Source organism: Micropruina glycogenica (genome assembly GCF_900289045.1).
Lineage (GTDB): Bacteria > Actinomycetota > Actinomycetes > Propionibacteriales > Propionibacteriaceae > Micropruina > Micropruina glycogenica.
Map to the genome: position 1 here is coordinate 1969320 of NZ_LT985188.1, position 13465 is coordinate 1982784.

Annotated in this window: 10 protein-coding genes and 1 pseudogene; 7 read left to right on the top strand and 4 right to left on the bottom strand. The window is 67.4% G+C overall.

The features are described 5' to 3' along the window. Positions 1-3: 3 nt before the first annotated feature. From sufD to MPLG2_RS09285, 3 genes are read right to left on the bottom strand one after another with little or no spacing between them, the layout of a single operon-like run. Positions 4-1152, bottom strand: a complete 1149-nt coding sequence (sufD, locus tag MPLG2_RS09275) for a Fe-S cluster assembly protein SufD (protein WP_105185876.1) — start codon at positions 1150-1152, stop codon at positions 4-6. Beyond that, positions 1152-2594 carry a Fe-S cluster assembly protein SufB gene (sufB, locus tag MPLG2_RS09280; RefSeq protein ID WP_105185877.1) on the bottom strand — a complete coding sequence of 481 codons (1443 nt, stop codon included), beginning with the start codon at positions 2592-2594 and terminating at the stop codon, positions 1152-1154. Before sufB ends, sufD begins: the two co-directional genes overlap by 1 nt. Beyond that, positions 2591-3301: a helix-turn-helix transcriptional regulator gene (locus tag MPLG2_RS09285; protein ID WP_158681017.1), complete on the bottom strand. Its 711-nt coding sequence runs from the start codon at positions 3299-3301 to the stop codon at positions 2591-2593. Before MPLG2_RS09285 ends, sufB begins: the two co-directional genes overlap by 4 nt. 271 nt (positions 3302-3572) lie before the next feature. Between MPLG2_RS09285 and MPLG2_RS09290 the strand changes: the two genes are divergently transcribed. From MPLG2_RS09290 to MPLG2_RS09310, 5 genes are all read left to right on the top strand, one after another. Continuing rightward, positions 3573-6191, top strand: a complete 2619-nt coding sequence (locus MPLG2_RS09290; protein WP_408632037.1) for a sodium-translocating pyrophosphatase — start codon at positions 3573-3575, stop codon at positions 6189-6191. Further along, the gene (locus tag MPLG2_RS09295; protein WP_105185878.1) at positions 6188-7234 is read left to right on the top strand and encodes a glycosyltransferase family protein; all 1047 of its coding nucleotides are present in this window, start codon (positions 6188-6190) and stop codon (positions 7232-7234) included. The genes MPLG2_RS09290 and MPLG2_RS09295 overlap by 4 nt, the downstream gene beginning before the upstream one ends. A gap of 107 nt (positions 7235-7341) precedes the next feature. Beyond that, positions 7342-8043 carry an ABC transporter ATP-binding protein gene (locus MPLG2_RS09300; RefSeq protein ID WP_173909618.1) on the top strand — a complete coding sequence of 234 codons (702 nt, stop codon included), beginning with the start codon at positions 7342-7344 and terminating at the stop codon, positions 8041-8043. After that, positions 8040-8735: an ABC transporter permease gene (locus MPLG2_RS09305; RefSeq protein ID WP_105185879.1), complete on the top strand. Its 696-nt coding sequence runs from the start codon at positions 8040-8042 to the stop codon at positions 8733-8735. The genes MPLG2_RS09300 and MPLG2_RS09305 overlap by 4 nt, the downstream gene beginning before the upstream one ends. After that, positions 8723-9652 (top strand): COX15/CtaA family protein, encoded by a 930-nt coding sequence (locus MPLG2_RS09310; RefSeq protein WP_105185880.1) that lies wholly within the window; start codon positions 8723-8725, stop codon positions 9650-9652. Before MPLG2_RS09305 ends, MPLG2_RS09310 begins: the two co-directional genes overlap by 13 nt. On the opposite strand, the pseudogene MPLG2_RS09315 reads toward MPLG2_RS09310, so the two are convergent. Next, positions 9601-10464: pseudogene (locus MPLG2_RS09315) on the bottom strand (heme o synthase); the annotation flags it as partial. The gene MPLG2_RS09310 and the pseudogene MPLG2_RS09315 sit on opposite strands and share 52 nt — an antisense overlap. 319 nt (positions 10465-10783) lie before the next feature. Here MPLG2_RS09315 and tal point away from each other — a divergent pair. Both tal and zwf read left to right on the top strand, forming a co-directional pair. Next, positions 10784-11866 carry a transaldolase gene (tal, locus tag MPLG2_RS09320; protein ID WP_105185882.1) on the top strand — a complete coding sequence of 361 codons (1083 nt, stop codon included), beginning with the start codon at positions 10784-10786 and terminating at the stop codon, positions 11864-11866. Positions 11867-11991: 125 nt separating this feature from the next. Beyond that, a complete protein-coding gene (zwf, locus tag MPLG2_RS09325) occupies positions 11992-13452 on the top strand; it encodes a glucose-6-phosphate dehydrogenase (RefSeq protein ID WP_269459187.1) in 1461 nt (486 codons plus the stop codon). The last annotated feature ends 13 nt before the right edge of the window (positions 13453-13465 follow it).

Below are 13465 nucleotides of genomic sequence, written 5' to 3' on the forward strand. Positions count from 1 at the left end.
GCCTCATGCGTAGCTGCCCATGGTGACCGAGAGCTCGCGCTCGACGGCACCCATCATGTGTTCTTCGACCTCGGGCACGCCGATGCGGCGAATGATGTCGGCGAAGAACCCGCGCACCACCAGCCGGCGCGCCTCGGCCTCGCTGATGCCGCGTGAGCGCAGGTAGAACAGCTGCTCGTCGTCGAAGCGTCCGGTCGTCGAGCTGTGCCCTGCACCCTCGATCTCGCCGGTCTCGATCTCGAGGTTGGGCACCGAGTCGGCGCGGCAGCCGTCGGTGAGCACCAGGTTCTTGTTCGACTCATACGTGCTGATGTTCTCGGCGACCTTGCGGATCAGCACGTCGCCGATCCACACCGAGCGAGCGCCCTCACCCTGCAGTGCGCCGCGGTAGTCGACGTTGCTGTGGGTGTGCGGTGCGTTGTGGTCGACGAACAACCGGTGCTCGATGTGCTGGCCGGCGTCGACGAAGTACAGGCCGAACTGCTCCAGCGAGCCGCCCGGGCCGGCGAACTTGGCCGTCTCGGCGAGCCGGACGACCTTGCCGCCCAGGCTGACCGTCACGGTGCGTACCTGCGCATCACGACCCACCAGCACGCTGTGGTGGCCGCCGTGCACGGCGTCGTCGTCCCAGTCCTGAATCGACACGAAGTTCACCCGGGCGCCGTCGCCGACCAGCACGTCGACCTTGGTGGCGTAGCTGGCCGAACCCTCGTGCCGCAGCAGAATGGTCGAGCTCGAGTGGGCGCCGATGCTGAACACCAGATGACCCCAGACGTGCTGCCCGGTGCCGCTCAGCGTGATGCTGACCGGCTCGGTGAGCTCGGCGTTCGCCGGCACCTCGATGACCTGGGCACCGCCCGAACGGGCCGCGGCCAGGGCCGACACCCGGTCGATCGGGGCCTCGGCCACCATCAACTGCGCCTCGGCGGTGCTGATCACCCGGGTGGTCACGCCCTCGGGGTACGACTCGGCCCAGGTCAGGCAGGCGTCGCTGGGTGCGTCGGTGAGCAGCGCCCTCATCGCGCGCAGCGGGCTGAACCGCCAGATCTCCTCCTGCCCCTTCGGGTAGGGGTGGTCGTCGATCGCGAACGACGGGGTGGGGTGGAGGTGGCTCTCGAGTGCCTCGACGGCCTCCATCACGGGTGCGGCCATCAGCCGACGGCTCCTTCCATCTGCAGTTCGATCAGTCGGTTGAGTTCGAGCGCATACTCCATCGGCAGCTCGCGGGCGATCGGCTCGACGAAGCCACGCACGATCATGGCCATCGCCTCGTCCTCGCCCATGCCGCGCTGCATCAGGTAGAACAGCTGGTCGTCGCTCACCTTCGACACGGTGGCCTCGTGCGCCAGCGACACGTCGTCTTCGCGCACGTCCACGTACGGGTAGGTGTCAGAACGACTGACGGTGTCGACCAGCAGCGCGTCGCACTTCACCGTGGACGCCGAGTGGTGCGCGCCCTCTTGCACCTGCAGCAGGCCGCGGTACGAGGAGCGTCCGCCACCCCGGGCGACCGACTTCGAAATGATCGAGCTCGACGTGTAGGGCGCGCAGTGCACCATCTTCGAGCCGGCGTCCTGGTGCTGGCCCTCGCCCGCGAACGCGATCGACAGGGTCTCGCCGCGGCTGTGCTCACCCATCAGGTAGACCGCCGGGTACTTCATCGTGACCTTGCTGCCGATGTTTCCGTCGATCCACTCCATGGTGGCGCCCTCTTCACAGGTGGCGCGCTTGGTGACCAGGTTGTACACGTTGGTCGACCAGTTCTGAATGGTGGTGTAGCGCACCCGGGCGTTCTTCTTGACGATGATCTCGACCACTGCGCTATGCAGCGAGTCGGACGAATAGATCGGCGCCGTGCACCCCTCGACGTAGTGCACGTAGCTGCCCTCGTCGGCGATGATCAGCGTGCGCTCGAACTGGCCCATGTTCTCGGTGTTGATCCGGAAATAGGCCTGCAACGGAATCGTGACGTGCACGCCCTTCGGCACGTACACGAACGAGCCGCCCGACCACACCGCCGTGTTCAGCGAGGCGAACTTGTTGTCGCCCACCGGAATCACCGTGGCGAAGTACTCCTGGAACAGCTCCGGGTACTCCTTCAAACCGGTGTCGGTGTCGAGAAAGATGACACCCTGCCGCTCGAGCTCTTCGTTGATCTTGTGGTAGACCACCTCGGACTCGTACTGCGCCGCGACGCCGGCCACCAGCCGGGCCTTCTCGGCCTCGGGGATGCCGAGCCGGTCGTAGGTGTTCTTGATGTCGTCGGGCAGGTCGTCCCAGCTCTGCGCCTGCTTCTCGGTCGACCGCACGAAGTACTTGATGTTGTCGAAGTCGATGTCGTTCAGGTCGGCGCCCCAGGTGGGCATCGGCTTGCGGTCGAACAACTTCAGGCCCTTGAGCCGGGTATCGAGCATCCATTCGGGCTCGTTCTTCAGCGCCGAGATGTTGCGCACGACGGCCTCACTCAGGCCGCGCTGGGCGGCGGCACCGGCGGTGTCGGTGTCGTGCCAGCCCCACTGGTAGTTGCCGAGTGCTTCGAGGTGCTCGTCTTGGGTGGCACCCAAGCCGGGAGCCTGGGGAACGGTGGTCGTCATGACACGGCCTTTCTGTTCGGATGGTCGGCGGGCTGCACCGGACGCGGTACGTGGGTGGTGCACACCCCGTCGCCGTGCGCGATGGTCGCCAGCCGCTGGACGTGGCTGTCGAGGAGGTGCGCGAAGGCCCTGGTTTCGGCCTCGCACAACTCGGGAAACTCGGCCGCCACCAGGGCGACCGGGCAGTGATGCTGACACAACTGCTTGCCCGAGGCGACCGGATGCACCGACGCCACGTAGCCGGCATCGTTCAATGCCCTGACCAACGCGTCGACCGGGTTGTCGTATTCCCCGCGCAGTTCGTCGAAACGCTTCTCGACCCCGGCCACGAAGTCGGCGGCGAACCGTTCGACACCCTGCTCGCCGATCGCTTCGCGCACGAACGTGAGGGCGTCGATGGCCAGCGCATCGTAGGCGTGCGGAAACTCCGCGCGGCCGGCGTCGGTGAGCGCGAACACCCGGGCCGGTCGGCCCCGGCCGCGGGCGCCGTACACCCGTTGCTCGCGCGAGATGAGGTGACCGGCGCCGATCAACACCGCCAGGTGGCGGCGGACGGCGGCGGCCGTCAGGTGCAGTCGTTCCGCGAGTTCGGAGGCGGTGGACGGCCCGTGCTGCAGAATCGACCGCGCGACCCGGGCACGGGTGGACGCCTCCGACTCGGCCACCGGCGCCAAGGCACCGTGGGTTCGGGTCGCGTCCGTTTTCACAAGACCATTCTTGCCGAATACCCGTCCGACTCAAAACTTCTTAGGGTCGCCTACCGTCACCTCCGGCGGATCGTGGCCCCGCGCGTCTTGCCACCTGATACGACTCCGGGGAACCCCGGCCCGCACAGCCCTTCAGGGTCAGGATCCGAGACAGCCCCGGCCGAGTAGTGGGCCTTACCAATATTCGACCACCAGCTACGACGCGCAGTAGTAGTTTGGGTTCGAAGCGGCCGACGACGGCCGCCGCACGCACTCTCCGCGAGGATCTTTCGTGACCAGTTCACATCGCACACCACGCAGGCGCACCGGGGCTGCGGTCGCCCTGACGTTCGCCGCCGCCACGCTCGGCCTGGCAGGCTGTTCCGGCAGTGCCACGGCCCCACCGGCCCACGCCGGCGGCGGCGAGGCCAACCTCTCGTTGCCCGAAACCCTCCGCGACGGCTCGGTGACCATCCTCGGTATGAACGGCCTGTGGCCGCTCTACGTCGGCCTCGTGCTGTGCATCTTCGGCCTGCTGTTCGGCGTGTGGACGTACTCCAAGCTGAAGGCCCTGCCGGCGCACGAGTCGATGAAAGAGATCTCCGAGCTCATCTACACCACCTGCAAGGCCTACCTCGTCAAGCAGGGCAAGTTCCTGATGCTGCTGTGGGTCTTCATCGCCGCGGTCATCGTGGTCTACTTCGCGATGTCCGGCATCGCAGCCTGGCAGATCGGCGTGATCCTGCTGTTCTCGCTGGTCGGCATGGCTGGCTCGTTCGGCGTCGCCTGGTTCGGGATCCGGATCAACACCTTCGCGAACTCCCGCACCTCGCACGCGGCCCTCAAGGGCGAGAAGTGGGGCGTCCATGACATCCCCGCCCGCTCGGGCATGAGCGTCGGCATGGTGCTGATCTCGCTCGAACTCCTGCTGATGCTGATCATCCTCGTCTTCCTGCCGGTCGACCTCGCCGGCAAGTGCTTCATCGGCTTCGCCATCGGTGAGTCGCTGGGCGCCTCCGCGCTGCGGATCGCCGGCGGCATCTTCACCAAGATCGCCGACGTCGGCTCCGACCTGATGAAGATCGTCTTCAAGATCGAGGAGGACGACCCCCGCAACCCCGGCACCATCGCCGACTGCACCGGCGACAACGCCGGCGACTCGGTCGGCCCGTCCGCGGACGGGTTCGAGACCTACGGCGTCACCGGCGTCGCGCTGATCACCTTCATCCTGCTCGGCGTCGCCCAGGTGGCCGGCGCCAACCCGAAGTTGCAGGCGGTCCTGCTGATCTGGATCTTCGCGATCCGCGCCATCATGCTGGTCGCCTCCGCGATGTCCTACTTCGTCAACGAGGCCATCGCCAAGCGGTCGTACGGCGACACAGATTTCGACTTCGAGAAGCCGCTCACCTCGCTCGTGTGGATCACCTCGATCGTGTCGATCGTGCTCACCTTCGCCTGCTCGTCGTTCCTGCTGGCCGGTAACGGCGTCAGCGCGAACCTGTGGTGGCAGCTGTCGATCATCATCTCCTGCGGCACTCTCGCCGGAGCGCTGATCCCCGAACTGGTCAAGGTGTTCACCTCCACCAAGTCGGCCCACGTCAAGGAGGTCGTGAAGTCCTCCCAGCAGGGCGGCGCGTCGCTGAACATCCTGTCCGGCTTCGTAGCCGGCAACTTCGCCGCCTACTGGCTCGGCGTCGTGATCGTGGCCCTGATGGGTCTGGCCTACATGGTCGCCGAGGCCAGCAACCTGGACGCCGCCCTCGGCACCCTGCCCGGAGCGTCCGCAGTGTTCGCGTTCGGCCTGGTCGCCTTCGGCTTCCTTGGCATGGGCCCGGTGACCATCGCCGTCGACTCGTACGGCCCGGTCACCGACAACGCCCAGTCCGTCTACGAGCTCAGCCGGATCGAGACGGCCCGCGGCATCGAGGAGGAGTTCCAGAAGACCTACGGCTACACGCCCGCCTGGAGCAAGGCCAAGGCGATGCTCGAGGAGAACGACGGCGCGGGCAACACGTTCAAGGCGACCGCCAAGCCCGTCCTCATCGGCACGGCGGTCGTGGGTGCGACCACGATGATCTTCTCGATCATCCTGTTTCTCGCCCAGAACCTCGCCGGGGAGGCCCCGCTGACCGATCTGGCCCAGGTCGCAGCGCTGCTCAGCCCCATCCACGCACCGTTCCTGCTCGGCCTGATCGCCGGCGGCGCGATGATCTACTGGTTCACCGGTGCGTCCACCCAGGCGGTCACCACGGGTGCCTACCGGGCGGTCGAGTACATCAAGGCCCACATCCACCTGGACGAGAAGGCGGACGTCAAGGCATCCACCAAGGACTCCACCGAGGTGGTAGAGATCTGCACCGACTACGCCCAGAAGGGCATGCTGGTGATCTTCCTGGCGATCTTCTTCGGCACCCTGGCCTTCGCCTTCGTCGAGCCGTACTTCTTCATCGGCTACCTGATCGCGATCGCGGTCGTCGGCCTGTTCCAGGCCATCTTCATGGCGAACGCCGGCGGCGCCTGGGACAACGCGAAGAAGATCGTCGAGGTCGACCTGCACGCCAAGGGGACCGCGCTCCACGACGCGACCATCGTCGGTGACACCGTCGGCGACCCGTTCAAGGACACCTCCTCGGTGGCCCTGAACCCGGTGATCAAGTTCACCACCCTGTTCGGCCTGCTGGCCGTCGAGCTGGCGGTGAGCCTGACCAACCAGGGAGCGGGCGTCGTGGTGCACGTGCTGGCCGCGGTCTTCTTCCTGGTGTCTGCCTACTTCGTGTGGCGTTCGTTCTACGCCATGCGGATCCGCGGCGGCATCGATGAGCCCGACGGGCTGCCGGCTGAACCGCCGGAACCCGGTGATGCGAGCACGGCAAGCACCAAGAATCTGGCACAGGCAGGAGCAATGCGATGAGGCGCGTCGCCATCAAGTGGGACCAGGTCACCATCGACGCGGACGGGCACATCGCCGGGCATGACGCCGGCGCGACCCTGGTGCGTCGCCTGGTCCGGCTCACCCACAACCCGATTGTGATCGGACCGGCCACCCGGCGCTGCGACGGCTTCGACGAGATGCCGCTGGCGTTCCTGGACACCGACGCGTGCGTCGTCATCAACATGGACGTGCTGGACTCGACCAAGATCTGGCGGGTGCTGCGTGAGAACGGCTCCCACCCCGCGGTGATGAACTTCCAGTGGGGCCCGACCACAAACTACGACGAACAGGTCCCGCAGCTGATCGAGGCGCTCAGCTTCGCGCTGTTCCCGACCTTCGCGAACTCCGAGCGCACCGCGTCCGCGGTGAGGGAGGTCGTGAGGCGCTGGACCGTCGCCGATGTCGCCGAGAAGGCCCGGGTCGGCTGGGCGAACCTGGGCTTCCGGGTCGAACACGTCCTCCCCCGCGCCGCCACCGAGCGCCCGATCGTGCTGTACCCGGCGATCTACCTCTCCGAGCGCAAGCGTCCTCGGTTGTTCGTCGAAGTGGTCGAGAAGGTTCACCGCAAGGTCCCGATCCGGGTCGCGATGCGGTTGCACGAGTCGCACCTGGTCTCCGAACTCGGCATGGCCCTGTCCGGCAAGGACTGGTTCTGGGTCGGCCCGCTGACGGCCACCCGGGTGTCTTACTGGGAGGCGCTGGCGTCGACCACCGCGTTCCTGGCCACCGCCACCGAGGAGTCCTACGGCCTGGAGTATGTCGAGGCCCTGGCCGCCGGTGTGATCGGTGTCCTGCCGGACACCACCTGGGCACGCGCCCTGGTGCCGGAGGGCTACCCCTTCCTGTGGAAGGACGCGGCCCAGGCCGAGGCCATGCTCCTGCGCGCGGTGTCCGATCCCGACGGCTGCCGGGCCGAGCTGGACGCGATCGCCGGCGGCGACTTCGCCGGGTGGATCGCGAACAAGCACAACGACGACGACTTCGAGCAGGCCATGCTGGCCAGGCTCCAGGAGTGGTTCTAGCAGTAACCCGCGACGGGTCCACGGTTCGGCAAATGCCCGGGCCGGGGACCCGTTCGTGTCTGTGCGGCACGCAGGTCGGTCGGGGGCCGGGTCGATAGACTGCTTCCGTGTCCAGCCAGCCCGCACTCACCGTCGCTGACCTGCGGTTGCGGCTGAGTGGCCGGCCGGTCCTGGACGGCCTCAGCCTGAGCGCCGGGTGCGCCGCCGTCACCGCCCTGCTCGGCCCCAACGGTGCGGGCAAGACCACGGCGATCCGGTGCATCACCGGCATGCTGAAGCCGGACGCGGGCAGCGTCCGGGTGCTCGGCGGGCCGCCGGGATCGGCGGACGACCGGGTGGGGTTGATGCCACAGTCGCTCGGCGCCTGGTCGGCGGCGAAACCGCACGAGATGCTGCGCTACCTGGCCTCGCTTTACCCGAACCCGGCGCCGCTGGACCCGCTGATCGACGCACTGGCGCTCGCGCCGCTGTTGAACCGTCCGTACCGGCGGCTGTCCGGCGGCGAGCAACAGGCGGTCAACCTGGCCGGCGCCCTGGTCGGGCGGCCCGAACTGGTGCTGCTGGACGAGCCCACCGCGGGCATGGACCCGCGCGCCCGACGACGCACCTGGGACCTGATCACCGGCCTGCGCGCCGACGGCGTGGCCGTGCTCCTGACCACCCACGACATGGCCGAGGCCGCCCACCTGGCCGACCGGGTGTGGATCATGGACGCCGGCCGGGTCACCGTGTCGGGCACCGTGGCCGAACTGACCGCCGACGCCTCGCTCGAAGACGTCTTTCTGCGGCACACCGGCGGTGCGGCATGAACGCCACCCGAGTCGCCCGGCACGCCGGCATGGAACTGCGCATGCTGCTGCGCAACGGCGAACAGTTGCTGCTGGCCTTTGCGATTCCGCTGGGCCTGGTGATCGGCGGGCTGCTCTGGGGCCGGCAGTTCGGGCTCGACGGCAACACTTTTCCGGCTTCGGTGATCGCGGTGGCGGTCTGGTCGACCGCCTTCACCTCGTTGGGGGTGGCGACCGGGTTCGAGCGTCGCTACGGCGTGCTCGAACGGCTGGTCGCCACACCGCTGACCAGGGCCGACCTGATCGCCGGCAAGGCCCTGGCCGCCTGCGCCCTGGTGGCGATTCAGGCCGTGCTGCTGCTGGCCGTCGCCCTCGGCCTGGGCTGGCGGCCCGACCTGAGCCCGGTGGCGGCGCTCAGCGCCACGACGGCCACCCTGCTGGGCATCGTGGCCTTCGCGGGGCTGGGGCTGCTGCTGGCCGGCACGCTCAAGGCCGAGGTGACGCTCGGCCTGGCCAACCTGATCTACTTGGCCGGGCTGGCCCTGGGCGGGCTGATCGTCGACCAACCCCCGTGGCTGCCCACCGCCGCGCTCGGCAGCGCACTGCGAGCCGCGGCGCTCGGAGCAGCCGCTCCCCTACCGCTGGTGGTGCTGGCCGCGTGGGCGGCCGTGCTCACCCTGACCGCACGAAGGTTCTTTCGATGGACGTCCTGAACTCACCCAAGGCCCTGCGTCGCTGGGCAGTCGCCAACCTGGTCGCCAACATGGTGATCGTCTGGACGGGCGCGCTGGTGCGGCTCACCGCCTCGGGCCTGGGTTGTTCCACCTGGCCCCAGTGCGACCCCGGTTCGTACGTGCCGCACCCCGAGGCGCCCTTCCACGCCTTCATCGAGTTCGGCAACCGGCTGCTCACCTTCGTGTTGATCATCGTCGCGCTGGGCACCTACCTCGCCGCCCGCCGGGCGGTTCGGGCCGGTACGCAGCCGCGGCTGGTCTCGCGGCTGGCCTTCGTCGTGGGCCTGGGCATCATCGGCCAGGCCGTAGTCGGCGGCATCTCGGTGCTCACCCAGCTCAACCCGTGGGTGGTGGGGCTGCACATGGTGCTGTCCATCGCCCTGATCGTGCTCTGCACCCGCCTGGTGCATGAGGTGTTCGGCCTGGTGTCCACCGCCGTGCCGAGCGTGCCGTGGCTGCTCACCCAGGCCGTCTTCTACTGCTCGCTGGCCATGATGTACCTGGGCACGGTCACCAGCGGTTCGGGGCCGCACTCGGGCGACGGCGCCGCCACCCGCAACGGCTTCAACCTGGCTGACGTGGCCCGGTTGCACTCACTCACCATGTGGCTGACGGTGGCGCTCACCGTGGTGCTGGTGATTCGTGCCCGCTCGCTGCCGCGCCTGCGCCGGGACGCCCTCGCGGTGCTCGGCGTGGCCGCCCTGCAAGGGGTCATCGGCTACACCCAGTACCTGCTGCATCTGCCCGAGGCGCTGGTTCTGGCCCATCTGGTGGGCACCACGCTGTACACGGTGGCGGTGGCGCACCTGTGGTTCGGGGTGAAACGCGAGGGGGACGAACCCGCTCAGAACACCAGCGGATCGACGGCTGCGGCCAGAAAGACCACGGCCAGGTAGCTGTTGCTGAGGTGGAACAGGCGCATGGGCTTGAGCGCCGACTCGGTGAGACCCGCCCGGGCCCGGCGCAGCAGTTGAATCGACTCCACCGTCAGCCACAGGCCCGACACCAGCGCGACCGCGGGGTACAGCCAGCCGGTGTGCGCCACCGGCCACAGCAGCAGGCTGACGACCACCGTGATCACGGTGTAAATGACGATGCGCCAGGCAACCGCCGGCGGCTCCATCACCACCGGCAGCATCGGCACGTGCGCCTGCTTGTAGTCCTCGCGGTAGCGAAAGGCCAGCGCCCAGGTGTGGGGCGGCGTCCAGAAGAAGACGATCGCGAACATCACCAGCGGCGTCCAATCGACGCTGCCGGTCACGGCCGTCCAACCGATCAGGGGCGGAAAGCAGCCCGCGATGCCGCCCCAAACGATGTTCTGTGAGGTGCGGCGCTTCAACCCCATCGTGTAGACGAACACGTAGTAGGCGTTGGCGGCCAGGGCCAGTGCGGCCGAGAGCCAGTTCGCGCCGAACCCCAGAATCAGCGCCGACAGCACCCCGAGCACCGAGCCGAACACGTAGGCCTTGGCCGCGGGCACCCGGTTCAGGGCCATCGGACGACGCCGGGTACGCCGCATCTCCGAGTCGATGTCGGCGTCGAGCACCGAGTTGAAGACATTGGCCGAACCGGCGGCCAACGTGCCGCCGAGCAGCGTCCACACCACCAGTTGCCACGGTGGCACGCCGCCGGCGGCAAGAAACATGGCCGGCACAGTGGTGACCAGCAGCAGTTCGATGATGCGGGGCTTGGTCAGCGCAACATACGCACGCAGGGTGGACGTGGGTGCAGTATCGACTGTTGTCACAGCATGATGCATGCCCAACCACTCCTCATCGCCCGGATCGCGAGCAGTCTAGCCCGAACCGCGCCCGACGCATATCAGGGCAACCGGCGGGTACGTCGTTGGGCCGACGAGGAAGGGTACCGGGTAGTCCATCGACCGATGAGAACCAGCGGGGTACGTGTCGAGGCGGCACTGCGGAGCGCGTGATCTGCGGGCCAGAACCACTAAAGTGGCGCGGTACCAGGATCGGTCGCACGGTTGCGACGGCTCGTCCACCACCCAGCAAGGAGCTGATCACCCCATGAACGAACGTCTCAAGGCCCTCGCCGACGCAGGGGTGTCGATCTGGCTGGACGACCTGTCGCGGGCCCGCCTCACCAGCGGCAACCTGGCCCAGAAGATCGCCGAGGACTCGGTGTCGGGGGTGACCACCAACCCCACGATCTTCGCCGCCGCACTCGCCCAGGGCGACGATTACGCCGAGCAGGTCAACGCGTTGGGTGACGAGATCGATGTCGACTACGCGATCAAGCAGCTCACCACCACCGACGTGCGCGACGCGTGCGACCTGTTCGCCGACGTGTACGCGGCGTCCAAGGGTTACGACGGTCGGGTGTCGATCGAGGTCGCCCCCACGCTGGCCAACAACACCGGCGAAACCATCGCCCAAGCTGCCGAGCTGCACGACCTGGTCGATCGCGAGAACGTGCTGATCAAGATTCCGGCCACCAAACCCGGCCTGCCGGCCATTCAGCAGACCATCGCCGACGGCATCTCGGTCAACGTCACCCTGATCTTCTCCGAAGAGCGTTACCGCGAGGTGATGGACGCCTACCTGTCGGGTCTCGAAGCCGCCGACGCCGCCGGCAAGGACCTGTCGACGATCCACTCCGTGGCCTCGTTCTTCGTGTCGCGCGTCGACGCCGAGGTCGACAAGCGCCTGGAGAAGCTGGGCCGTGACGACCTGAAGTCGAAGACCGCCATCGCCAACGCCCTAGTCGCCTACGGAGCCTTCGAAGAGGTGTTCGGCTCCGACCGGTTCAAGGCGCTGGCCGCCAAGGGCGCCAACCAGCAGCGTCCACTGTGGGCCTCCACCGGCACCAAAGACCCCGGCCTTCCCGACACGCTCTACGTCACGAACCTGGTCGCCGACGGTGTGGTGAACACCATGCCCGAGAAGACCATGGACGCCTTCGCCGACCACGGTGAGGTCGGTGAATCCATCGTCGGCAGGGCTGCCGAGGGCCGGGCCGTGCTCGACGAGGTGACTGCTGCCCGGGTTGATCTGGCCGACGTGTTCGCGGTGCTCGAAGACGAGGGTGTGGAGAAGTTCATCGTGTCATGGAACGAGCTCGTAACCACGGTTGAGAAGGCCATTCACTGAGAAAGCGGTTGTTTCAGTAGGGCCGATGCGGCCAGTATGAGCGGGTGAGCAACGCCAAGCATTTCGTCAATCCGCTGCGTGATCCGCAAGATCGCCGGCTGCCGCGAATCGCCGGGCCGTGTGCCCTGGTGTTGTTCGGGGTCACCGGCGATCTGGCGCGCAAGAAGCTGATGCCGGCGATCTACGATCTGGCCAACCGCGGGCTGCTCCCCCCGGGTTTCGGGCTGATCGGTTTCGCGCGCCGCGATTGGGAGAATCAGGACTTCGCCAAGATCGTGCACGACTCGGTGAAAGAACGGGCCCGCACCCCCTTTCGCGAAGAGGTGTGGAAGCAGCTGCTCGAGGGCATCAGGTTCGTGCCGGGCACCTTCGACAGCGACGAGTCGTTCCAAACGCTGAAACAGACCCTCGACGACCTCGACCAGTCGCAGGGCACGGGCGGCAATCACGCGTTCTACCTGTCAATTCCGCCCAAGGCCTTCGACCAGGTGATCTCGCAGCTGAAGAAGCACGGCCTGGCCAAGCGCGACCAGCGCGGGGCGTGGAGCCGGGTGGTGATCGAGAAACCCTTCGGTCACGACCTGGCCAGCGCCAACGAGCTGGAGCGCCGGGTCAGTTCGGTGTTCCACAGCCAGTCGGTGTTCCGAATCGACCACTACCTGGGCAAAGAGACGGTGCAGAACCTGCTGGCGCTGCGCTTCGCCAACGAGCTGTTCGAGCCGATCTGGAACCGCAACTACGTCGATCACGTGCAGATCACCATGGCTGAAGACATCGGCATCGGGGGCCGCGCGGGTTACTACGACGGCGTCGGCGCCGCCCGCGACGTGATTCAGAACCACCTGCTGCAGTTGCTGGCGCTGACCGCCATGGAAGAGCCGACATCGTTCGACGCCGACCAGCTACGTGCCGAGAAGCGCAAGGCGCTGGCCGCCGCCCGACCGCCCAAAGACATCGCCGCTCACACCGCGCGGGGGCAGTACCTGGGCGGCTGGGCCGGCGGCAAGCAGGTGCTGGGCTACCTCGAAGAAGAAGGCATCAGCCCGCAGTCGCAGACCGAGACCTACGCGGCGATCCGGGTCGACATCGACAACCGGCGCTGGGCCGGGGTGCCGTTCTACCTGCGCTCGGCCAAACGCATGCCGCGCCGGGTCACTGAGATCGCACTCAACCTGCGCCGCGCCCCGCACCTGCCGTTCAGCCAGACCGACACCGAGGCGCTGGGCAGCAACGCCCTGGTACTGCGCATTCAGCCCGACGAGGGCATCACGTTGCGGTTCGGAGCCAAGGTGCCCGCCACGCTGATGGAGATTCGCGACGTCACCATGGACTTCGCCTACGGCACGTCGTTCGCCGAGTCGAGCCCAGAGGCCTACGAGAGGTTGATTCTCGACGTGCTGCTGGGCGACCCGCCGCTGTTCCCCCAGCACGAAGAGGTGGAGCTGTCGTGGAAGATCCTCGACCCGATTCTCGACTTCTGGGCCGATCTCGACACCCAACCCGAGGGGTATGCGTCAGGCACGTGGGGGCCGGCCAGTGGCATCACCATGCTCGCCCGCGACGGTTTTGTCTGGCGTCGGCCATAATCGAGGGGAATCA

Bases quoted from the DNA above. Each gene is read 5' to 3' on its own strand.
- MPLG2_RS09310 (WP_105185880.1), top strand. From the start codon at position 8,723: ATGGACGTCCTGAACTCACCCAAGGCCCTGCGTCGCTGGGCAGTCGCC.
- MPLG2_RS09295 (WP_105185878.1), top strand. From the start codon at position 6,188: ATGAGGCGCGTCGCCATCAAGTGGGACCAGGTCACCATCGACGCGGAC.
- MPLG2_RS09305 (WP_105185879.1), top strand. From the start codon at position 8,040: ATGAACGCCACCCGAGTCGCCCGGCACGCCGGCATGGAACTGCGCATG.
- sufB (WP_105185877.1), bottom strand. From the start codon at position 2,594: ATGACGACCACCGTTCCCCAGGCTCCCGGCTTGGGTGCCACCCAAGAC.
- sufD (WP_105185876.1), bottom strand. From the start codon at position 1,152: ATGGCCGCACCCGTGATGGAGGCCGTCGAGGCACTCGAGAGCCACCTC.
- tal (WP_105185882.1), top strand. From the start codon at position 10,784: ATGAACGAACGTCTCAAGGCCCTCGCCGACGCAGGGGTGTCGATCTGG.